Raw genomic sequence first — 21,952 nt, forward strand, 5'->3', positions numbered from 1 at the left:
CAATGTACAGCGCTCCCCCGCTCGAGGTGCCGCTGCTCGCCCCGCCGTGGCCCGAGCGGCGGGTGCTACCTCGCCGTCCATTCCACGCTAAAGTCCCGGGCCTCGACGCTCCAGGCGCTCGAACGGCCCTCATGACCGAATCGCGACCCCTCCTCGGCGAATCGCGCGCGCAGTTCGAGGCGGCGGTGCGCCCGGTGCTCCCCCGCCTGTACCGATTCTGCATCTCCCTCTGCGGCGCCCGGGATCAGGCGGACGATCTGTTCCAGGACGCGTTGCTCAAGGCGTACCTGCACGCGGCGTCGTTCGAGGGGCGCTCGGACCTCGGGGTCTGGCTCTGCGGGATCGCTCGGCACGAGTACCTGGAGGCCTACCGGACCGACGCGCGGCGCCGCGGCCTGCTCGATCGGCTCGTCGACGTGTGCACCGAGGCGCTCGGCATCCTGCCTCGCGCCGAAGCTCCGAGCCCGGAGGCGGCCGCGATCCTGAGCCAGGACACGGAGGTGCTCCTCGCTTGCCTCCAGGAGCTGCCCGAGGAATTTCGCACCGTGGTGGTGCTATGCGACATCGAGGAGCTCGGTTACGAGAGCGTGGCCGAGCTCCTCGGAATCCCCAAGGGGACGGTGAAGAGCCGCCACGCCCGGGGGCGCGCGCGGCTTCGCGATGCATACGAGCGCGTGGCGGCGCAACTCGTCCTCGCGGCGCGAGAGGGATCGACGTGAGCGGACAGGACCACGATCTGCCTCCGATTCCGCAGGATCTCGCGGCGAGCGTGCGGGCGCTGCGCGCGATGAGCCCTTCGGAGGCGCTCGTCGAGCGCGCGTTGAGCAAGCTCCCCGAGCGGCCGGAGCGCTCTGCGGCGGAGGGCGGCAAGAGATCGCAGCGGGCGCAGACTCCGTGGCGATGGGGAGCGATCATCGCGGCGCCGGCGCTCGCCGCGCTGGCGGCCGCCGTCTCGCTGGTGGGCGGCGGGGGCGCGAGCGCTCCCGCGATCGAGCGCTCCGAGGAGCTCGCCGTCGCGTTGACGGACGACGGTCAGGCGTGGATGCCCCTCGATCTGTGGACGCACCGCCACACCGAGGAGCCGACGGTGGTTCACCTCGAGGTCCCCGAGCACGTGCGCGTGCGGCTGCCCGACGGCCAGGGCGGGGCGCTGGAGGAGCACTGCCGGCAGGAGCGCTGCTCGCATCGGCTCACGCGCTACCGCGGCGACGCGCCGCTCAGCGTGGCCGTCGCCCAGCCGGGCCGTTACGAGATCCACGTCCGTCATGAGTCGAACGAGGCGCGCGTGCGGGAGCGCTTCGTGCTGACCGCGGTGCGCGACTAAGACTGAGCCCGGGCGCGCCTGGGAGCCCGCCCGCGCAGGCTCCGCGCGAACGGGGTTGAGCTCGCCCCGCGCGAACGGGGTTGAGCTCGCCCCGCGCGAACGGGGTTGAGCTCGCCCCGCGCGAACGGGGTTGAGCTCGCCCCGCGCGAACGGGGTTGAGCTCGCCCCGCGCGAACGGGGTTGAGCTTGCCCCGATTCCGCGCGAACGGGGTTGAGTTCGCGGCCGGTCAGGTCCGCTGCTCGCCGCGCTTGGCCTCGTCCCAGTAGCCGTCGAGCTCTTCCAGCGTGAGGGTGTCGTCCGACGCCTTGGCGGGCCACCCGCCGTGCCGCTCGACGACCCGCCGCTCGACGTGCTCGAAGCGCCGGGTGAACTTGTCGATCGTGCGGCGCAGCGCCCCCTCCGCGTCGACGCCGGCGTGGCGCGCCAGGTTCCCGAGCGCGAAGAGCACGTCGCCGAGCTCCTCCTCGATGGCGGCGGGGTCGCCGCTCTCGAAGGCCCGATCCAGCTCCCCGAGCTCCTCCTCGACCTTCGCGCGCGAGCCCCGCGCGTCCGGCCAGTCGAAGCCCACGCGCGCGACCTTCTCGCCGACCCGCTGCGCCCGGGTCAGCGCCGGCAGGCTGCGGGGAACGCCGCCGAGCACCCCGCGGTCCTTGCCCTGCCGGGCCCGCTCCGCCGCCTTGATGCGCTCCCAGTTCTGGAGCACCTCGTCGGCGTTCTCGGCGCTCTCGTCCGCGAACACGTGGGGGTGGCGCCGCACGAGCTTCTCGCAGATCGCGGCGACCACGTCGTCGGGGCCGAACGCCCCCTCGGCCCGAGCGAGCTCGGCCTGGAAGACGACCTGGAGCAGGAGATCCCCGAGCTCGGCGCACAGCTCCTTGCGGTCGCCGCCGTCGATGGCATCGATGACCTCGCAGGCCTCCTCGAGCACGTAGCGCCGCAGCGTCGCGAAGCTCTGCTCGCGGTCCCACGGGCATCCGTCGGGCGCAAGGAGCCGCTGCATCAGCTCGACCAGGCGAGGGAACGTGCGACCGACCTGCTCCGGAAGCGGCGGCGCCTCCACAGGATCGAAGGGGCGAGGCATGCAGTGCTACTAGCGCAAACCGCCCCCGCCGCGGAAGAGCAGGCGAAGCGTTGTTGCGCAACGCGTTATTGTGGATTCGCGGGCGGTGCCGTGAGAAAAGTACAAACGTCGTCGAGGTTTCGGCGGCGAGGACGACCATGAAGAGCGCAGGCTATGTGGTGCTGTTCACGATCGCCGGGTGCTCGCAGGGGGTATGTCGGAGCGTCGGGAGCGCTCTGAGCCCGGCGCCGAGCCTGTCGGCCTCTGCGGTGGGGACGGTGGAGGTACCGACCGTGGTTGAGGTCCAGGCGGCCGACGGGCGGGAGAGGGAAGCGCTTGACGAGCAGATTGCCCCGTTGCGCAAGGGCGGGCGCCACCTCATCGCAGAGCCACCCAACGACGCGGAAGAGGCCGCTTACGTAACGTGGATCACATCGGCGGGGGTCGCCGCCCAGAACCGGCAGCCACCTCCGGCGGCCCCACCGGGGTTCGCGCTGCGGGCGGTCCCCGGGCGCGAGCTCTGGGTGCTATCCGAGGACGACTCGCGCCGTCGGGGCGCGGCCGCGGTGGTGCTGCGCATAGGCGCAGCAGCGCCGCTCATCGTGGAGGCGCCGCACACCTTCTTCGACCAGGGGACGCTGCCCATCGCCCTGGCCATCTTCGAGGCGCAGCGAGCGCGGGCGCTGATCGTCAACACATCGCACCGGTACGGCGGCGGCCCGAAGCCAAGCAACGCCGTCGGGGATGACGAAGGCGAAGGAACGGGCGGCGCGAGCGCGGATGACACGGCCGCCGAGTCGCAGGCAACCGGGGACGGCGCTCGGGCGGTGGGCAGCGGGCGGGCGGGGTCCGGGGGCGCCGCGGGCGCGGGCGGCAGCGACGGCGTCCTGGGGGCAGGAGGCGGCGCGCGGGGGGACATCCTTGCCGCCCGCGAGCGGCTGGCTGCGGCGCTTGCCTTCGCCGACGTGGCGCATGCCGAGCGCTCGTTTTTCCTGTCGGCCCACCGGGCGCTGCTCCAGAGCTTTCCCGGCATGCCGGCGGTGCAACTGCACGGCTTTCAGGACAGCTCGGCGCCGGCCTCCGCCATCGCCAGCGCCGTGGGGCACGGCGCTAACCTCGAGCGGCTGCTCGCCCCGCTGCGGGCGGTCGTCAGTGACGGAAAGGTCCTCGCCTACCCGGCCGACATCAACAAGCTCGGTGGCGTCACCAACGTGCAGGCGCGGTGGTCGCGCCAGATGGGCGCGCCATTCTACCACCTTGAGCTGTCGCGAGCGTTGCGCGACAAGCTGGTCACGGACGAGGATTTGAGGCGCCGCTTCGCGGCCGCCTTCGCGGGCCTCGTAGCCGGAAAAGGCCAGGAGGAGACCCGACCCGGGTTGCCCCCGTAAGCCCAGCACGAGGAGACCAGGAGACCCGACCCGGACCCGGGTTGCCCCCGTAATGGTCCTCCCCGCTTCCGAAGCCTCCCGGAGCACTGAGGCTCGCAGCACGCAGCACGCAGCAGGCGGCGTTTCCGTCGCACGACCGACTCGCGGTACAGCGGCCCGATCGCCCCAAACGGCACTCACGACCTGCCTACATGAGCCCGATCGAAATCGAATCGAAGACTTACGTGATCGCGCTCACGGCATAGTGAGACTGTCCGCGCAAGTGAGGGACGACCACTACCCGACCTGCGCCGGCCACCACGCCCCAATCCGAGTCGGGCTGGTTGGGTTATTTGTTTCCAACCTGGGTCGGGTTCGTTGGTTCAACCTGGGTCGGGTCAGTAGCTGGTTGGATCCATGGTCATATCGCGAGAACGACGTCCGTCACGCTGGCGCCGTGAAACGCATGCATCCACCACGTTCCTGCAGGGAATAGCACGCTGCGTACGCCGGCGCGCCATCGCGCGAGCGCCGCGCGGTATGACGCGCGAAATGCCCGCACAGCCGCGCCTGCGCTTCGCCACGCATCACCCTGCTCACGACCGACCGAAAAAGTAGGATTGCGTTCGCGTAGCGCTTCGAAGCTCGTGGCACGCTCGTAAGGGGAGATCGTACTGGCTCGATCGGCCCCCAGGAATCTGCGTCCATGCTGCTGCATCTGCGCATGCGCCTGCGCTTCCTGCCGCTCGAGCTCGGCGGCGACCTGTTGACGAAAGCCCTCCGCGTTGAGCTCGAATGCCGGCGGCAACGAGAGGGGAAGCGCCACCTCCTCGGGCCAATGCGGGTTTTCTGGATCGAGATACGCGGAGGGGCGCGTCGCGCCCAGCACGCCTCGGCCGAGCTCGTTCGCATCCACCTTGGCGCCCGGCCACTCACGCGCATGCCGTACGAGGCCAGCGGCCACGGGATTGGCAAGGACGTAGGCGATCTTCTCCACCACCGCCGCGGGCGTCAGCAGCCGCACCACGCTCGGGGCCTCGTGGTCCCACACTGGTCCTTCCCAGGCGCGGATTACCTTCGTCCCGAGCGCGACGATGCGATGATAGAACTGCAGGAAGCGCGGCAATACGCCCGTCACGTCGGTCACGATCAAGTGTAGGTGCGTCGACATCGCGCAGAGCGCATGGACTTGGACGCCGTAACGACGGGCGGAGATCGCTAAAGCATAAATCAGAAGCTGATTGATGACCGCATCAGGTCGGAGGAGCAGGTGCCGACGCAAGATGCGACGGGTGATCATATACGTAGCGCCTGGAGCGATCTCGCGAGGCTGGCTCATGGCCATCGCACAAAACAAACGTCGTGCCAGGTTTGTGACGAGTGATTTCGATGAGTTGCCATCCTCTCGGGGGTGGCGGCCGCGTTCCGCGGGTGGCGGCCGCCAGGTCTCCAGAGCGCTCGCCTGGCTGGCTGCTGCCTTCCTGGGCGCCGGTGCCCCCCCCGTGCCCCCAACCTGGGTCGCGTCTCCAACCTCGACGCGGGTCGGGTCGCTCAACCCGGGTCGGGTCGAGGGTCGCTCAACCCGGGTCGGGTCGGGTTGCAACCCGGGTCGCCCACGCAACCCGGGTCGGGTCGGGGGTCGTCACCCCACAACCCGGGTCGGGTCGAGGGGGGGGGTCGTCACCCACGCTCCACGACGGCCGGGCGTTGAGCTCCTCGACGTCGGTTCCGATCATCCTCGCGTAGCCGCGGCTCATCTCCTCCAGCTCCGCGCCGCTCAGCACGTCCTCGATCCGCGCAAACCCCGCGGGCGCTCGCTGCTCCACCAGCGCGATGACCCGCTCGGCGCCCATCGCCCGGTTCGCGAGGACGAGCGCGCTCGTGGGTGGCCGACGCGCGGCCTCATACGCGGACAGCGCCGCTTCCGGATCGCTCGCCCGGGCGAGGTGCCAGGCCAGCACGCGCGCGTCGAGGATCGCCTGGGAAGCCCCGTTGGAGCCGACCGGAAACATCGGATGAGCGGCGTCGCCGAGCAGGGTGACCCGGCCAGCGCCCCACCACGGCAGCGGGTCGCGGTCGACCATGGGATACTCGAACAGGACCGGAGCCGCGGCGAGGAGCGCCGGGACGTCGAGCCAGGAGAAGCGCCACGCGGCGAAATGGGGCAGGACGTCCTCCAGGCGACCTCGCCGGTCCCAGCTCGCGGGCGCGACCGCCGCCCCCTCGTGCAAGCGCACCTCCGCCACCCAGTTGATCGCGGCCCGGCCGCGGAGCTCCGCGCCGCGCGAGATCGGATATGCGACGAACTTGGCGGCCCGGTTGCTGCCCGCCATGATCATGCTGCGCCCCGTGAGGAACGGCTCGGCCTCGGTCACGCCTCGCCACATGTGAATGCCGTTCCACCGCGGCGGCCCCTCCGCCGGGTGGAGCTGCGCGCGAACCGCCGAGTGAATGCCGTCCGCCCCGACGAGCACGTCCGCGGAGACCACCTCGAGCTCGCCGCTCCGCCGATCCCGCAGCGAGACGCGCACCTCGGCCCCCGTCTGCTCGAACCGCTCGACCGCGAGCCCGGTGCGCACGCCGGCGTCCCCGAGCCGCTGCCGCGCCGCCGCGAGCAGGATCGCCTGGAGCTCGCCGCGGTGGATCGAGATCTGAGGCCAGCGATACCCGGCAGCGATGCCCCGCGGCTGGGCCCAGATCCGGCCCCCGAACCGATCGTAATGCACCAGCTCGGCCGTGGGGATCCCCGTCGCCGCCAGCGCGTCCCCGAGCCCCAGCTCCGTCAGCTCTCGCACGGCATGCGGGAGCAGGTTGATGCCGACGCCCAGCGGCTTGATCTCGCGCGCTGCCTCGACGACGCACGCCTCCACGCCGGCCGATTGCAGGCTCAATGCCGCCGTCAGACCGCCGATCCCGCCGCCGGCAATCAAGACACGCATGGCGCCACGGTCGCACGCCGCGAACGACGCGGCAAGCGCGCTCGCCGGGGCAGCGACGGCAGGGTCGAACGCGGGTAAGATCCTCGAACGAGGTTGATGCCATGAGATTGCTTGTCTCGATAGACGCTTGGGGTGCGAGGTTGCTCTCGGTGCTGGCGATCGCGCCCGCCCTGAGCTGCGGCGGCGACGTCACGGCCGACGAGGGCTCGGGCGGCAGCGGTGGAACAGGCACGAACGCGAGCGCGGCGAGCGCAAGCACGGGGGACGGCCCGGCCGCGAGCTCGGGCGCGGGCCCCGCGGGGAGCACGGGAAGCGCGCCGCCGGGAGGGTTCCCGTTCGCGTGCGACGATCCCGAGCCCATCCTCGTCGCAGGCCAGAACACCGGGTACGTGCGCTGTGCCGGCGGCTGGATGCACCGCGCCGAGGTCATCACCTGCGCGAGCCCGCTCCCGCGCCCCGAGGCGTGCAAGGACCCGGGCGCCGGCGCCAGCAGCTGCTCCTCGGACGCCGACTGCACCGAGCAGCCGCACGGCTTCTGCAGCCCCGGCCTCGGAGGCGAAGCGCCACCAGGGTGCTTCTGCCACTACGGATGCACGACCGATGCCGAATGCAACGAGGGGCAGATCTGCCTGTGCGGCGACCCCGTCGGGCAGTGCGTGCAGGCGCTGTGCACCAGCGATCAGGACTGCGGCAGGCTGCTCTGCTCGAGCTACGTCCTCAACCCGGGTTGCGGCGGGACCGGCTTCGCCTGCCAGACGGCCGCCGACGACTGCGCCGGGGACGGCGACTGCCCAGGGGACCAGCAGTGCACGCTCCAGGCGCTGCGCCACACCTGCGCGGAGCCGAACTGCGTGATCGGCCGGCCATTCCTGGTGGCCGGCGTCGAGCGCACCGCCGAGCCCGCCGCGCGCGACGACTGGCGGGGCGCCTCGCCGGGAGCGCCGCCTCGCCGCGACGGGCTCTCGGCCGAGCAGCAGGCGGCGCTCGCCGAGCACTGGACCCGCGTCGCCCTCCTCGAGCACGCGTCGATCGCCGCGTTCGCCCGCTTCACGCTCCAGCTCCTCTCGCTCGGCGCCCCGCCGGAGCTCGTCGGCGCGGCCCAGGCGGCCATGGGCGACGAGGCCGAGCACGCGCGCCTGTGCTTCGCGCTGGCCAGCGCGTTCGCCGGACGCGGCGTCGGCCCCGGGCCCCTCGCCATCGACGGCGCCCTCGGCGGCGAAAGCGCCCGCGAGATCCTCGTGACCACCCTCCGCGAGGGGTGCATCGGCGAGACCATCGCCGCGATCGAGGCGGCAGAAGCCGCCCTCCACGCGACAGATCCCGCGGTCCGGCGCGCCCTCGAGACGATCGCCGAGGACGAGGCGCGGCACGCCGAGCTCGCCTTCCGGTTCGCCGCCTGGGCCATCGAGCGCGACCCCTCCCTGGCGAGCGCGGTCGCCGACGAGCTCGCCGCCGCCGCCTCGGAGCCGGCCCCCGCAACCCCGGACGACGCCGCGCGCAGCGGCCTGCTCGGCTTCGGCGTGCTGTCGCCAGCGCACCGGCGGACGCTCCGGGAGCGCGCGCTCGCGCAGGTCGTCGCGCCGTGCGCGCGGGCGCTGCTCGCGCGCGGCGGCGAGCGCAGCGGCCCGCGCCCCGCGGCCGGCCCTCAGCGCGACGAGACCGAGAGCTTGGCGACGAACAGCTGACCGCCCTCGGCCTCGACCTTGCAGTTCAGGAGCGCGAAATCGTCGCTGGAGGTGCCCGCCAGGTAGACGTCCGTCCCGGAGATCGCGAGCGCCTGGACCTGCTGGAGCCCGGGGCCGCCGAGCGCGCCGAGCCACTCGGTCGCGCCGCCGGCGGCCCCGAGCCGCGCGAGGAAGATGTCCCCCTCGCCGGCCTCCCCGGCGACCTCGGCGTCGTCGGTCATCAACTGCTGCCGGAAGTGCCCGGCCACGACGACCCGCCCGAGCGCGTCGAGCCCGACGACCTGCGCCGACTGATCCCCGCTGCCCCCGAGGTGCTTGGCCCACGTGGCGACGCCGCGCCGGTCGAGGTGCGCGGCGAAGCCGTCCTCCTCCGTGGCGACGAGCTCGCCGGCGAGATCGATCTGCCCGTCGAACGAGCCGGCCAGGATGACGCCAGCGCCGTTCACCGCGATGGCGCCGGCGCGCTGATCGCCGGGGAGGGACGAGTAGTGCCGGTACCAGAGGCCGGCGCCCTCGGCGCTCGATCCATCGCAGATCCAGGACGCCGGGAACGAGGCGAGGACGGAGTCGGTCCCCTCCGCGACCGCGTCGCCGGGCGGCAGCCCGCGCTCGGAGCCGGGGAATCCGACGTTCACGCGGCCCTCGAAATCGGCGACCACGAAGGCCTCGCCGGAGGACACGCGGAGCGCCCGGGGCCGGTAGCGCGCCCCCTGGAGGCCCGAGAAGACACCGCTGCACGCGTTCGCGAGGGTCTGTCCATCGTAGCTGGAGAACCCCATGTCCGCCCCGCCCTGGAGCGACGTCAGGACGAAGACGCGATCGCCCTCCGCGGCCACCGCCCTCGCCTCGTCGGAGCCGCGCGACCCGTGCACCACGCACGCCGCGACCCCGCCGGGATCGTGCCTGTCGAGCCGCGCCACGAACGCGTCGCCGGCCCCGCCGTCCGCGGGCGCCCCGCAGTCCGCGCCGAACGACAGGCTGCCCGTGAAGTCGCCCGCGACATAGACGCTGCCCTCGCCGAGGGCGATCGACGTCGCCTGGTGGGTGTGCGTCGCGGTGTCGTTCTCCGCGTTCCCGAAGCGCTCGCTCCACATGTGATTGCCGTCGTGCGCCAGGTGCACCACGAAGACGTCCTTGCCGGCGCCTCCCGCCGTGAGCGCGCCGCCGGCGACCGTGAGGTCGCCCTTGAAGCCGCCCGCCAGCCACAAGGTGCCGTCGCTGTCGGCCGCGAGCCCGCCGAGCGTGGTGTCGGCGTCGCCGAACGACGTCGCCCACTGGCACGTGTAGCCGGGCTCGCTGAACGTCCCGCCCCCGACGCCCTGCTCGGCGATCGCCTGGATGCCTGCGATCTCCGCGCAGCCCGCGCCGCCCGCCGCGAGGAGGGCGCTCGCCAGCCAGCGCCGCGCACGGCGTTCGAACGCCATCAGAACACCCCGAGGACGGCGCCGCCGAGGACGCCCGGCGCGATCTGCACGCGCGCGCTCGCGCGCGGGCCGTCCGGGGGCAGCGTCATCCAGAGGACGGCCGTGCCGGCGAGCGCCGCGCCCGCGGCGATGAAGGAGAAATCCGAGACGGTCGCGTACGACATCGCCCTCCTGGCCAGATCGGGCACCGGCTGCGCGCAGTCCAGGTAACGCTCCGCGTTCCTGCACGCCGTCCCGGCGCTGTTCTCGACCTTGTCCCACGTGGAGATCGCCAGGCCCCCGAAGGTGCTCCCGAGCGCGATGCCAGCGAGCGCGAGCCCGCCGGTCACCCACATCAGGTTCCGGTGGATCGGATCCGGCCTCGGGCCGTACGGCGTCGGCCTGCGCCGCTCCAGGTCGGCGGCAGCGGGCGCCGGCGCGGCCGCCTGCGGATCGAGCGCCGTGATGCGGACCTCGACGATCTCGCCGGGCTGCCTCGCCTCGACGTCGCGCGAGAACGCCTGCCGGCTGGGCGCGGTCGCGGTGACCCTGTGCTTCCCCGGCTCGACTGGGCGGGCCAACCCGACCCCCCGCGCCGCCGCGCCGTCGAGCGCCACCTCGAGCCCCGGCAGCGCCTTCACCTCGTCGGACACCAGGATCGCGAGCCTCGGGAGCCTCTGCGCGATCGCCGCCGCGCGCTCGCGCGCCTCGACGCCCTGCTTCGCGTCGCCGCCCGCCGCCTCGACCTCGGCGTAGAGCGCCCACGCGCTGGCGAGGCGGCCGGTGCGCTCGTGGCACCGCGCCAGCTCGAGCTTCGTCTCGGTCGACGGGCGCAGCCGCTCGCTCTCCTCGAGCTTCGGGCAGGCCGCATCCGGCCGGTCGCTCGCCAGCAGCTCCTGCGCCTCCCGGCGAAGCGCGTCGGCCCGCGCGCGCTCCGCGATGGTCGGCTCGGCCCAGGCCGGGGCCGCCGTCGCCGACGCGGCCAGCGCCGCGAGGAGCCCGAGCGGGGCGCGGCCGAGGACCCGCCGCGCCGCGCGCCCCGCGCCGCCCGCGCGGCGGCGGGGTCCTCTGCAGATCTCTTCAGCCATCGAGTCCCCTGGGCGGCCGGCGAGCAGCACCTGCGTCAGGTCCGCGCGCTGGACCTCGACGACCGATAACAGGGCACCGCGAGGAGCGCCAGGCCGAAAGGCCCGCGCTCGCGCGCCGCCGCGCCGGCACCCGAGCGCGGGCGCGCGGGCGCGCCGCCGGCCGCGCGCCCGCGTTCCGCTTCGATCCCCGCGGCCTTTGCGCTAGCTTTCCGCCTTCGATCCCGGTCTCGCCCCTGGCTCCTGCGTCATCGAGCGTACCGGCTGGAGCGCTCCCGCGAACAGGTGCCCTGATGTCCTCCGTGCCCGCCCCCAAGAAGAAGCGGTCCAAGAAGCGCGCGCCCTCCCTGCCCCGCCGGGACGAGGAGTGGATCGGCGGCTTCTTCTCCCTGCGCGCGTTCGTGCACGAGGGCGACGAGGCGTACCGCCCCGAGGCGGTCGTCTGGATGACCGAGCGCGGCTTCGTGCTGAGCTGCGCCGCCCTGCGCCCCGGCGACGTCGTGGCGGGGGCGGTCGACAGCTTCGAGGCCGCCGTCAGCGGCCCGCTCGAGGGGAAGCCGCGCCTGCCCGAGCGCGTGCGCGTGGCCTCGCCCGCGCTCGCGGACGCGCTGCGGGCGCGGCTCGGCCCGGCCATCGAGGTCCGCGTCGCGCCGACGCCGGAGATCGACGTCGTGGCCGAGGACCTCGAGGCGCACCTCGGCGCGCGGGACGGCCGCCTGACGCCGAGCTTCCTCGGCGGCGGCATCGAGGCGCCCGCGATGGCGTCGTTCTTCCGCGCGGCGGCCGCGCTCTACCGCGCCACCCCCTGGAAGGCCGTGCCCACCGACGCGGACATCATGGCGCTGTCGATCCCGTCGCTCGGCGCGCGCGACCTCGCGCTCTGCGTCGTCGGGCAAGCCGGCCAGAGCCACGGCGTGCTCCTGTTCGAGAGCGCGCGCGGGTTCGAGCTCTACCTGGCCGAGACCGCGAAGCTCCCGGACGCGCCGCCCGCGTCGCTGCCGGCGGGCTTCTTCTCGCTGAGCTTCGACCGCGCGAGCGACCTGCACCCCGCGCTGCGCGCCGAGGTCGCCGAGCAGCGCTGGGAGCTGGCCGGGCCGGACGCCTACCCCACGCTCGCGATGGTCGACGAGGACCTGATCGGCCGCAAGCCGACGCCGAAGGAGCTCACGGCCTCGGAGGCGCTCGCGCTCGGCCTGGTCGAGCTGATGAACCGGCGCAAGGAGATCACGAGGGCCTTCCGCGGCGGCGCCCCGGTGGAGGCGAGCTACGTGGTGGAGACGCACGCGGGCCCCGTGGAGGTGCTGTTCCGCGCGCCCCACCCGGAGCGGAGCTGAGCCGCGCGGCCGCGCGCGCGAGCGGGGGCCGGAGGGGCCCGGCCTCAGCGGACGACGAGCCGGTAGAGATCGGCGTTCAGGATGAACTCGCAGACCACGTTGCCGAACTGGAGGATGTCGCCGCTGCGGAGCGGGGCGCCCTCCCCGGCCGGCGTGAGGAGCCGGTCGTTCAGGAACGTGCCGTTGGTGCTCTTCCTCGCGTGGAGCAGCGGGGTGTCCGCGATCAGGACCGAGATGTGCGCGTGGGCCTTCGAGACGGAGGGGTCGCGCAGGACGATATCGCTGTTCGGGGCGCGCCCGATGGTGATGCGATCCTGCCAGGGGCTCTCCGGGCGCTTCGTCACCGGCAGGAGCTCGCAGCCGTGGGACGCGACGCTCATCGCGGACGAGATGCGGTGACGGACCAGGGCCGGTTGGCTGTGCGAGCCGGGCGAGGTGCCGGCAAAGACGGTCTTGAACGACGGAGGGGGCTGATCCTCGGGGCCGAGCTCCCGGAGCAGCCACGCGTGCGGGTACCTCCGGTCGAAGGCCATCCGTGAGAGCGCCCGGGTCTGGGCACAAAGCGTCGCGAAGGTCAACATGACAAGATCTTCCCCGGGTTCCGTGCTGTTCGAGCAGGCGGCGCCCGGCCGAGCGACGCACCGCCCGCCCGTCGGGTCCCGATAGGCCTTTATACATCAGTCCACGACGGGATCACCGGGCGCCGCGCCGCGCCTCGGTTGGAGCGATGGAGCCTCCGGCGCCGCGCTGACTACACCGTCGGCGCTCACCACACCCGGCTCGCGATCGACGCGGCGCCGGCCACGAATCGGTGTCTCTGCAACACGACGCCTCTCGTCGACAGCCGATATCCGCGTCGAGGCGACCTCCGGCGCAACCATCTTGTGCCGGATGGGGAGGAGGACGCCGGCGCCCGCACCGCGTTCCGCTCCAGCGGGCACCGCGTCCCGAGCCAGCGCCCCAGGCTCGAGGCCTGTTGCACACCGCGCCGATCTCCCCTCGCCCCCCTCGCCCTCGGCTCGCGTGCCCGGCGGCGCGGCCTCCCCGCCGCCCCCGTCCGGGCCCGGGCGGCCGCCGGAGGGCCGCCCCACCTCGGCGCGCCCGCCGGGTGGTACGGACCCAAGTTTGCCATGGCGCCGCACGCCGCCACCGCGGGCTCCCTTCCGCGAGCTTGCTTCCCGGGAGCGCTTCGCGAGGCGATTACGGTATCTTGCCGCCGTGACCTCCTCCTACAATGTCCAGCACGCGCCGGTCGGCGCTTTTGCCTCCTTCACGCTCGGCAGCTTCAACCGCCGGGGCGGGTTCGCCTCCCAGGTGGGCCGCCCGGGAGAGTCGAACCTCTTCATCGGCTACCGCGAGGGCGACGGGGACTTCTTCTGTCTCCCCTACTTCGAGGGCCAGCGCGGCCCGGACGTCCCCTTCGGCGTCACCTTGAGCAACGACACGCGGATGCGCCGCGTCTTCGGCGATCAGGACATCCGCCGCGAGCTCGGGTGGGCGAGCGACACGATCCGCGCCGGGCGCCTGACGCTCGCGATCTACTCGCCGTTCGGCCCGATCCCCGACCCGCGCACGGCGCCGCCCTCCGAGGTCGCCGAGCGCTCGTGCCCGGCGCTCATCGCCCGCCTCGAGCTCGACAACACCGGCAGCGACAAGCCCCTGACGGGCCTCTTCGCGCTCGACGCGCCGAGCCTGCGCGACCTCGAGACCGAGAGCGACGGCCGCCTCGTCGGCGTCGCGCACGGCCGGCGCTGGGGCTTCGCCTGCCGCCCGGAGCCCGGCCTCCGCGCCTTCCAGGCCTTCACGCCCGAGCACGCGTTCGACGGCAGCGCCGACCGGCTGTTCCGCCTCGGCAAGACCGGCGGCCTCGTCATCGAGGTCCCGGCGGGGCAAAAGCGCGAGGTCTGGATCGCGCTCGGCTTCCACGACGCCGGCGCCATCACGACCGGCGTCGAGGCACGCTACGCCTACACCCGCTACTTCCGCCGGCTCGAGGACGTCCTCTCCTCCGCGCTCGACCGCCGCGAGGCGCTCGTCCGCGAGGCGGCCCAGCGCGACGCGGAGCTCGCGCGGTCGGCGCTCAGCCCCGCCCAGAAGTGGCTGCTCGCCCAGGCGACGCACGGCTACTTCGGGTCGACCGAGTGGCTGGACACGGCGCTCGACGACGCCTCGCCGCCCGCGCCGCTGTGGGTCGTGAACGAGGGCGAGTACGAGATGATGAACACCTTCGATCTCGCGATCGATCACCTCTTCTTCGAGCTGCGCTACGCGCCCTGGGCCGTGCGCAACGTCCTCGATCTCTACGTCGATCGCTACAGCTACCGCGACCAGGTGAAGCGCCCCGGCGCGGGCGGCGAGCTCCTGCCCGGCGGGGTGTCGTTCACGCACGACATGGGCGTCGGCAACCACTTCTCGCCCGCCGGCGACTCCAGCTACGAGCGCCCGAACCTCGACGCCATCTGCTTCAGCTTCATGACGCACGAGCAGCTCACGAACTGGATCTGCTGCGCCGGCGTGTACGCCGCGCGCACCGGCGACAAGGGCTTCCTCGAGCGCCACCGGGGCCTCTTCGCCGAGCTGCTCGCGAGCCTGCTCCACCGCGACGCGCCCGAGCCGGGCGCGCGGGCCGGCGTCATGGCGCTCGACAGCAGCCGCTGCGGCACCGGCGCCGAGATCACGACCTACGACTCGCTCGATCACTCGCTCGGCCGCGCGCGCGGCAACCTCTACCTGGCCGGCAAGACGTGGGCGTCGTACGTCGTGCTCGCCCACCTCCTCGAGCGCTGCGGGGACGCCCCCCGCGCCGCCGAGGCCAAGGCGGCGGGCCAGAAGGCCGCGCGCGCGATCGTGTCGGCCTTCCACGAGCCGTCGGGCTACATCCCCGCCCTGCTCGACGGCAGCTCGACGAGCGCGATCATCCCCGCGATCGAGGGGCTCCTCTACCCGCACGTCATGGGCTTGCTCGACGAGGCCGAGCACGGCGAGCTCGTCCGGGTGCTCCGTCGCCACCTCCACACCATCCTGAAGCCCGGGCTGTGCCTGTTCCCCGAGGGCGGCTGGAAGCTCTCGAGCAGCAGCGACAACTCCTGGGCGAGCAAGATCGCGCTCTGCCAGCACATCGCCCGCGCGATCCTGAAGGCCGATCTCCCCGACCCCGAGCGCCACGAGGAGGCCCACGTCCGCTGGCAGATCGAGGGCTCCGGCTACTGGGCCTACTCCGACCAGATGCAGCGCGGCGTGCCCGTCGGCAGCCGCTACTACCCGCGCGGCGTGACGGCCATCCTCTGGCTGGACGAGCCCGCGGCGGGGGCGGGGCAGAAGCAGTCATGAGGGTCCTCATCATCGGCGGGACCGGGCTCATCTCGACCGCCATCGTGCAGCAGCTCCTCGACCGGGGCGATCGCGTCACGCTCTACAACCGCGGCGTGACGGCGCGGCGGTTCGAGGGGGACGTCGAGGTCATCGCCGGCGATCGCTGGAAATACGCCGAGTTCGAGCGCGAGATGCAGCAGCGCACGTTCGACGCCGTGATCGACATGGTCGCCTTCGCCCCGGAGAACGCCGACTCGCTGCTCCGGGCGTTCTCGGGCCGCGCGGGCCACCTGGTCGTCTGCTCGACGGTGTGCGTCTACGGCGGGCCGCTCACGCGCTCGCCGGCGACCGACGACGAGCCGCACCGCCCGGTGACGAAGTATGGCCAGAACAAGTCGCGCATCGAGTCGACGCTGCTCGCGGCGAACGGCCAGAACGGGCTCAAGACCACGATCTTGCGCCCGTCGTTCACGACCGGCAAGGGCCACACGGCGCTCGGCGCGCTCTATTTCGACGACTCGATGGCCGATCGCGCCCGGCGCGGCCTGCCGCTCATCGTCCACGACGACGGCAGGGCGCCGTGGGCCATCGCGCACGTCTCCGACGTGGCCCGCGGGTTCGTGAACGCGCTCGGCAACGACAAGGCCTACGGGCAGGCGTACCACCTCACGAGCGACGAGCACACCACGTGGGGCGGCGTCTTCGCCGCGCTGCAGGAGGCCGCCGGCGGCAAGTCCCCCGTCGTCTCGATCCCGACCGACTGGCTCTACGAGGTCGCCCCTCGCCGCATGGTGGGCGTCAAGTTCATCTACCAATACGGGTCGATCTTCGACAACGGCAAGGCGGCGCGCGACCTCGGCTTCCGGACCACGGTGCCGCTGGTCGAGACCTTCCGCCGCCAGATCGCCTGGTCGGAGCGCGCGGGGACCTACCGGCGCGCGGACGAAGAGCCGCTCCAGGACGTCCTGCTCGACGCGTTCACCCGGGGCCAGAAGCCCGCGCCGGGGCAGGTGCACGACTTCAACCCGTGGGGCAACGAGCCCGAGTCCTGATCCCTGCCGCCGTCGCCGTCCGACAGGCGGCCTCGCCGCCTCACGGAGCCTCCCACGCGAGCTTTCGGGTGGGAGCGCTCCGGCGGCGCGGGCGCGGCGCTCCTGCGGGCGCCGCGCCGGCCGGAGCGCTGCGCCGGCCGCCGGGCGGCCCGCGTCAGGGCAGGTCCTCGAGGGGATCGATCTTGCCTACGCCCGCGTGCGTGAGGACGAGCGCCTTCACGTCGGCCGACCTGTCGAGCGGATAGTCGTACGGCGCCGCCCAGGAGCAGTCCGCGCCGGACGCCTGCGTCCCCGTGGTCTCCTCGAAGAGGTTGTCCTTGCGATCCGTGCCGCCGGCCGCGCTGTCCAGCGTGGTGATGGGGTTCTTCACCTTGTAGAAGTGGTTGCCCTCGACCCGCAGGCAGGCGCCGACGCGCGAGTTGACCCCGGACGTGGGGACGTTCTCGAAGTAGTTGTTGAACACGTGCCCGTTGCCGCCGCGGTAGCTCGGGAGGCGGGAGTTCACGTTGTTGATATGGTTATGATGGAACGTGATGCGGCGATCGCTGTCGTCGCTGTCCGACGAGCCGACCAGCATGCCCTTCCAGTGATCGTGCAGGTAGGTCCACGAGATCGTGATGTTCGAGGACTCGTGGGTCGCGTCGATGAGGCCGTCGTACTTGTCCTTGTCGGAGTTCACGGCGGGCGAGTCCGCCCAGAGCTCGCAGTGGTCGATCCACACGTTGTGGCTCTCGTCCAGGTGGATGGCGTCGCCGTTGCCGCTGCTGGCCAGCACGTGGTGGATCTTCATGTTGCGGATGATGATGTTGGAGGCTCTCCTCAGGTTGAGCCCGATCCCCTGCATCTCTCCGCTCGACCCGACCCCCACGATGGTCTTGTTGGAGGCGACGTCCACGTCATCACCGCTGCCGCTGATCTTGCCGGTGATCTGGATGATCAGGGCCCCGTCCTTCGCGGCCTCGGTCCGGAGCGCGTCGAGCGAGCTCACGGAGACGACCGCTCCGCCCTTGCCGCCGGTGGTGCCACCGTCGGTCGTGGCGTAGCCGTAGAGCCTGAAGTCCGCGCCGCCGGGGCTGCTGCCGCCGGTGCCGCTGCCGGAGCCACCCTCGCCGCTGCCCGCGCCGCCTTCACCGCTGCCTGAGCCACCCTCGCCGCTGCCGGACCCGCCCTCGCCGCTGCCGGCGCCGCCCGTGCCGCCGCCGGAGCCGCCCTCGCCGCTGCCGGAGCCGCCCGTGCCGCTGCCCGCGCCGATCCCGCCGGAGCTGGCGCTGGCGCTGGTGGTGGAGCTGACGCTCCCGCTGCTCGTCGGCTGGCCGTCGTTCTCTTCCGGATCCGACGCATCGGAGCCGCACCCTGCCGCCGAGAGGCCAGTCATACCGAGCGCGATCATCGCAGCCCAAGCGACTCGAGAATCGAACTTCATGCGCAAGTTACCTTTCCGTGATGAGCCAAGCAGCGCGCGCGACGCGGTGGACAAGCCGGACAGCGCACGGGCCGTTCGAGCGAGCTTCTCAGCAACGCATGTGCCACCAGCCCACGACGGCTCGACGCCGCACGGATCGCGACCCTTCTCGGCATTTTTCCGCCAAGACGACGGCAGCGCGCTTCCTCTTCTCCGGCGGCATCCGCAACGCCGCAACGAGCCTGTCAACCGCAGGTTGACACGGTGGACACGTGAGGCACCGCGTCGTCGGCCCCGGCGCTGACATGCGCCGTGGCGCCGGGCGCCTCGTGCGCCCTCGGGCTCGCTGCTGCGGCGCTCCTCGAGGGTCTCAGGGGCCGATTCGCACGAGCTCGATCCAGTCGAGCCTAGACGCGTCCTCGCGGCACCCGAACGTGACGATGTGCGTCCCGCGATCGAGCGCGAACTTGAGCGGCGCCGCTGTGTCGTCTCCTGTGTCGTCTTTCGACGGGCTCACGTAATCTTCGTGGAACTCTGCGCCGGTGAAGTCGTACCTGTATGGGGAATCCGGCTTGTCGTCCACGCTGATCCAGAACGAGTTGTCCTCGCCCGCGGTGGGTCCCTCGGCGACCCTGGCCCTGATCCGGTAGGTGCCGGCCTCGCTGATCGGGAACTCGCAATCGACCCGGGAGACGCCGCAACCCGCGACCTCGGGGACGGCGACGTACTGCCCGCCGCTCGCCAGCGGATCTTCCACGCGCTCGAAACCGCCGGAGAGCTCGCATGGCGGGTCGTCCTCGGCCTCGACCCTGATCCTGGGGTAGCCGCCATCGCCGCCCCCGGTGGACGACGATGTGTCCCACGCCACGGACAGCCCCTCCAGCGAGCAGCCGCAGACCAGCATCGGCAAGAGCGCAACCCAGCGTCGCCACCGCGATGGACACGCGTCGACGACCGTCGTGCGCGCCAGGGAAGCTCTCCCCGCTTCACCGGCCGCACGACGTCTCGTCTCCGCCCGAGGCTCCGAGATCGCTTTCACCTCCGACGACTTTAGCAACACACGTACCGCGAGCGCGACACAATCTTTCGCGCCGGGGCGCTCAGGGCGCCTCAGCGCGCGGCGGGACGCGCGTAGTCCTGCGCACGGAACAGCACGCCGTGGATCTCGCCGTCGACCAGCGCCGGCACGAGCGCGCCGGGCAGGACGGACTCCACGTCGTTCGGCGCCTTGGGCCCGCCGAGATCGGTGCGCAGCCAGCCCGGGTCGAGGAGGTTCATCAGCACGCCTGTGCCGCGCAGCGAAGGGACCGTGTCGCGCACGAACTTGTCGAGCGCGGCCTTCGACGCGGCATAGGCCATGAGCTCCGGCTGGTCCTGGATCCCGGAGGTCACCTGGATGATGCGGCCCCAGCGGCGCTCCAGCATCGTCGGCAGCAGCCGGTAGGTGATCCGGATCGGGCTGATGACGTTCACCTCGAAGCTGAGCCGGTAGTCCTCCGCCGGCGTCTCCGTGGGCGAGACGCGGAAAGGCGTCATGACGGCGGCGTTGTTGAACAGGATGTCGATCCCGCCCGACGCGGCGATGGCGCCGTCGAGCATCCGGTCGACCGCCGCCTGGTCCGACAGCTCCCCGGAGACGGCGCTCACCCGGATCCCCTTGCCGGCGAGCTCGCCCTCGAGCTCCCGCGTGTGCGCCGCGTCGCGGCTGTGCAGGACGAGGTTGCAGCCGAGGCCCGCCAGGCCCCGCGCGATCTGCTTCCCGATCCCCCGGCTCGCGCCGGTGATCAGCGCCCACTTTCCACGAATTTCCACCGTCATGGCGGCGCCTTATGGCAGAGCAGAGCTCGCCTGGCAGCTCAAAAGTACGGCGGCCGGGCGTCCCGCCGCGGCCGCGCGGCCGGGCGCCGGGCGCTCCTCCGGTGCTGCTCCAGCAGCATTCTTTGCGGATCGCGTGCTGCTGGAGCAGCAGCGCCCGCCGGCCTCCGCCGGGGCGATGGGCCTGTAACCGCGCGAAAGACAACGGTTTCCTGCGTGGCACGGCGGCTGCCAGGGGCCTGCGGTTGCATCCCGGTGCGATCGTCTCGCCGGCGCCTCGGCACCTGGAATCGGCCAGCGCTGTCCCAGGCGCGCCGGAAGGCGTCCGGAAGAACTCCCATGATCAGGCACACCCCCTTCACGAGGATCCGCTCCGGGCTGCTCGGCTGCGCTGCGCTGGCGTTCGCCCTGTTCGGCTGCGATCGCGGCGGCGGTGAGCCGGGCGCCACGCTCGCGGCCGACGCCGCCGCGCCGGCGCCGGCGCAGGACCGGCGCGAGGCGGGGGTCGTCCGCCTCGGTTACCAGAAGATCGGCACCCCCTACCTCCTCAAGGACCGCGCCGACCGCCTGAAGCAGGCGCTCGAGGCGAAGAACGCCCGTGCCGAGTGGGTCGAGTTCCCGGCCGGGCCTCCGCTGCTCGAGGCGATGCGCGCCGGCGCCGTGGACGTCGGCCACGTCGGCGAGACGCCCCCGGTCTTCGCGCAGGCGGGCGGCGTGCCCTTCGTGTACGTCGCCACCGACCCGCCGGCGCCGAAGGCCGAGGCGATCGTCGTGCCGAAGGGCTCCCCGATCACCAGCGTCGCGGGCCTCAAGGGCAAGCGCGTCGCGGTCAACCGCGGCTCCAACGTGCACTACCTCCTGGTCCGGGCCGTCGAGGGCGCCGGCCTGACGCTCGACGATCTCCAGGTCTCGTTCCTCGCGCCGGCGGACGCGCGCAGCGCGTTCGAGAGCGGCCAGGTCGACGCCTGGGTGATCTGGGACCCGTTCCTCGTCGCGGCGGAGCTCGCCGGCGCGCGCATCCTCCAGAGCGGCGAGGGGCTCGTCGACAACCACCTCTTCTACGTCGCCCGGCGGGAGTTCGCCGAGCAGCACCCGGAGCTCCTGCGGATCGTGCTCGAGGAGTACCAGGCCCTGAGCGCGTGGGAGCGCGAGCACACGGAGGAGGCCGCGCAGATCCTCGCGAAGTCGTCGGGCGTCGCCTACGAGGCGTTCCTCACCTCCGAGCGCCGGCGCTCGTTCGGCCTCCTGCCGATCACGCCCGAGATCCTGAAGAAGCAGCAGGACATCGCCGACACGCTCCACAAGCTCGCGGTCATCCCGCGCGACATCCGCGTGGAGGACGCCTTCCTGTCAGCGGCCGCGTACGGAGCCGCTCGATGACGGCCGGCCGCGCGCCCGGCGCGCTCGGCCGGAGCCTGGCCCCCTGGATCGCCCCGCTCGCGCTGGTGCTCGTCTGGGAGGCCCTGTCCCGTCTGCAGGTCATCCCGAAGAGCCTGCTGCCCTCGCCCTCGGAGGTGGTGCTCGCCGCGGTGCACGCCACGCGGAGCGGCGGCCTCCCGGCGCACCTCGGCGTCAGCGCGCTGCGCGCGCTCGGCGGGCTCGCGATCGGCGCCGGCATCGGGCTCGTGCTGGGCCTGGCCACGGGGCTCTCCCGCGCGCTCCAGCTCGTGGTCGACGGGCCCATCCAGATGCTGCGCGCCATCCCCGCGCTGGCGCTCGTGCCGCTCGTCATCCTGTGGTTCGGGCTGGGCGAGACCGCCAAGCTCTTCATCGTCGCGGTGACGGTGCTCTTCCCCGTCTACCTCAACACCTTCCATGGCGTCCGCAGCGTGGACCCGCACATCATCGAGATGGCGCGCGTCTACGACGTCCGCGGGCTCGCGCTCTACCGCGAGGTCATCCTCCCCGGCGCGCTCCCGTCGATCCTGGTGGGCCTCCGCTTCGCGCTCGGGCTCTCGTGGCTCGTGCTGATCGTCGCCGAGACGATCGGCGCGACGCAGGGCCTCGGCTACGTCGCGATGAACGCGCGGGAGTTCATGCAGATGGACCTGCTCGTGCTCACGATCGTGCTCTGGGCGCTCCTCGGCAAGCTGGCCGACTCCCTGGCGCGCTGGGCCGAGCGCCGGCTCTTGCCCTGGCAGCCTCGATTGCAGCGGATGGACGCGGGGTGAAC

18 protein-coding genes are annotated in these 21,952 nt (G+C 72.6%); 9 read left to right on the forward strand and 9 right to left on the reverse strand.

What is annotated here, in order from left to right:
* Positions 1 to 131: 131 nt before the first annotated feature.
* Positions 132 to 719, forward strand: coding sequence for an RNA polymerase sigma factor (locus WMF20_RS27885; RefSeq protein ID WP_437604972.1), 588 nt, complete (start codon positions 132 to 134; stop codon positions 717 to 719).
* On the forward strand, positions 716 to 1,324 hold the full coding sequence (locus WMF20_RS27890) for a hypothetical protein (protein ID WP_437604973.1): 609 nt from the start codon (positions 716 to 718) through the stop codon (positions 1,322 to 1,324). The genes WMF20_RS27885 and WMF20_RS27890 overlap by 4 nt, the downstream gene beginning before the upstream one ends.
* A gap of 227 nt (positions 1,325 to 1,551) precedes the next feature.
* Here WMF20_RS27890 and mazG read toward each other — a convergent pair whose 3' ends face one another.
* Positions 1,552 to 2,406 (reverse strand): nucleoside triphosphate pyrophosphohydrolase, encoded by an 855-nt coding sequence (gene mazG, locus WMF20_RS27895; RefSeq protein ID WP_129577299.1) that lies wholly within the window; start codon positions 2,404 to 2,406, stop codon positions 1,552 to 1,554.
* 137 nt (positions 2,407 to 2,543) lie between these two features.
* Between mazG and WMF20_RS27900 the strand changes: the two genes are divergently transcribed.
* Positions 2,544 to 3,773: a hypothetical protein gene (locus WMF20_RS27900; protein WP_437604974.1), complete on the forward strand. Its 1,230-nt coding sequence runs from the start codon at positions 2,544 to 2,546 to the stop codon at positions 3,771 to 3,773.
* 400 nt (positions 3,774 to 4,173) lie between these two features.
* Here the strand turns inward: WMF20_RS27900 and WMF20_RS27905 are convergent, their stop codons facing one another.
* On the reverse strand, positions 4,174 to 5,091 hold the full coding sequence (locus WMF20_RS27905; RefSeq protein WP_437617175.1) for a transposase: 918 nt from the start codon (positions 5,089 to 5,091) through the stop codon (positions 4,174 to 4,176).
* A 238-nt stretch (positions 5,092 to 5,329) separates the two neighbouring features.
* Positions 5,330 to 6,691 carry a flavin-dependent oxidoreductase gene (locus tag WMF20_RS27910; RefSeq protein ID WP_437604975.1) on the reverse strand — a complete coding sequence of 454 codons (1,362 nt, stop codon included), beginning with the start codon at positions 6,689 to 6,691 and terminating at the stop codon, positions 5,330 to 5,332.
* A 101-nt stretch (positions 6,692 to 6,792) separates the two neighbouring features.
* On the opposite strand from WMF20_RS27910, the gene WMF20_RS27915 reads away from it, so the two are divergent.
* Positions 6,793 to 8,376 (forward strand): ferritin-like domain-containing protein, encoded by a 1,584-nt coding sequence (locus WMF20_RS27915; RefSeq protein ID WP_437604976.1) that lies wholly within the window; start codon positions 6,793 to 6,795, stop codon positions 8,374 to 8,376.
* On the opposite strand, the gene WMF20_RS27920 is transcribed toward WMF20_RS27915, so the two are convergent.
* Together WMF20_RS27920 and WMF20_RS27925 are read right to left on the reverse strand one after the other, a co-directional pair.
* Positions 8,337 to 9,800: a hypothetical protein gene (locus WMF20_RS27920; RefSeq protein WP_437604977.1), complete on the reverse strand. Its 1,464-nt coding sequence runs from the start codon at positions 9,798 to 9,800 to the stop codon at positions 8,337 to 8,339. The genes WMF20_RS27915 and WMF20_RS27920 overlap by 40 nt on opposite strands.
* A complete protein-coding gene (locus WMF20_RS27925; protein ID WP_437604979.1) occupies positions 9,800 to 10,867 on the reverse strand; it encodes a hypothetical protein in 1,068 nt (355 codons plus the stop codon). The genes WMF20_RS27920 and WMF20_RS27925 overlap by 1 nt, the downstream gene beginning before the upstream one ends.
* Before the next feature lie 290 nt (positions 10,868 to 11,157).
* Here WMF20_RS27925 and WMF20_RS27930 point away from each other — a divergent pair, with 290 nt between their 5' ends.
* Complete coding sequence (locus WMF20_RS27930) at positions 11,158 to 12,198, forward strand: hypothetical protein (RefSeq protein ID WP_437604980.1); 1,041 nt, start codon at positions 11,158 to 11,160, stop codon at positions 12,196 to 12,198.
* Positions 12,199 to 12,242: 44 nt separating this feature from the next.
* On the opposite strand, the gene WMF20_RS27935 is transcribed toward WMF20_RS27930, so the two are convergent.
* Positions 12,243 to 12,779, reverse strand: a complete 537-nt coding sequence (locus WMF20_RS27935) for an FHA domain-containing protein (RefSeq protein WP_437604981.1) — start codon at positions 12,777 to 12,779, stop codon at positions 12,243 to 12,245.
* A 637-nt stretch (positions 12,780 to 13,416) separates the two neighbouring features.
* Here WMF20_RS27935 and WMF20_RS27940 point away from each other — a divergent pair.
* Both WMF20_RS27940 and WMF20_RS27945 read left to right on the forward strand, forming a co-directional pair.
* Positions 13,417 to 15,528 carry a glycoside hydrolase family 52 protein gene (locus WMF20_RS27940; RefSeq protein WP_165374244.1) on the forward strand — a complete coding sequence of 704 codons (2,112 nt, stop codon included), beginning with the start codon at positions 13,417 to 13,419 and terminating at the stop codon, positions 15,526 to 15,528.
* The gene (locus WMF20_RS27945) at positions 15,525 to 16,562 is read left to right on the forward strand and encodes an NAD-dependent epimerase/dehydratase family protein (protein WP_437604982.1); all 1,038 of its coding nucleotides are present in this window, start codon (positions 15,525 to 15,527) and stop codon (positions 16,560 to 16,562) included. The genes WMF20_RS27940 and WMF20_RS27945 overlap by 4 nt, the downstream gene beginning before the upstream one ends.
* Before the next feature lie 154 nt (positions 16,563 to 16,716).
* Here WMF20_RS27945 and WMF20_RS27950 read toward each other — a convergent pair whose 3' ends face one another.
* The 3 genes from WMF20_RS27950 to WMF20_RS27960 form a co-directional block, all read right to left on the reverse strand.
* Entirely contained in the window at positions 16,717 to 17,937 is a 1,221-nt protein-coding gene (locus WMF20_RS27950; protein ID WP_437604983.1) for a pectate lyase family protein, read from the reverse strand.
* A 397-nt stretch (positions 17,938 to 18,334) separates the two neighbouring features.
* Entirely contained in the window at positions 18,335 to 18,868 is a 534-nt protein-coding gene (locus tag WMF20_RS27955) for a hypothetical protein (protein ID WP_437617176.1), read from the reverse strand.
* 206 nt (positions 18,869 to 19,074) lie between these two features.
* Positions 19,075 to 19,782: an SDR family NAD(P)-dependent oxidoreductase gene (locus tag WMF20_RS27960; RefSeq protein WP_437604985.1), complete on the reverse strand. Its 708-nt coding sequence runs from the start codon at positions 19,780 to 19,782 to the stop codon at positions 19,075 to 19,077.
* Between the two features lie 336 nt (positions 19,783 to 20,118).
* Here WMF20_RS27960 and WMF20_RS27965 point away from each other — a divergent pair, with 336 nt between their 5' ends.
* Positions 20,119 to 21,159 carry a sulfonate ABC transporter substrate-binding protein gene (locus WMF20_RS27965; protein ID WP_437604986.1) on the forward strand — a complete coding sequence of 347 codons (1,041 nt, stop codon included), beginning with the start codon at positions 20,119 to 20,121 and terminating at the stop codon, positions 21,157 to 21,159.
* Positions 21,156 to 21,950, forward strand: a complete 795-nt coding sequence (locus WMF20_RS27970; RefSeq protein ID WP_129577312.1) for an ABC transporter permease subunit — start codon at positions 21,156 to 21,158, stop codon at positions 21,948 to 21,950. The genes WMF20_RS27965 and WMF20_RS27970 overlap by 4 nt, the downstream gene beginning before the upstream one ends.
* Positions 21,951 to 21,952: the final 2 nt, after the last annotated feature.

Source organism: Sorangium sp. So ce834 (assembly GCF_051521425.1).
Taxonomy (GTDB): Bacteria; Myxococcota_A; Polyangia; order Polyangiales; family Polyangiaceae; genus Sorangium; species Sorangium cellulosum_D.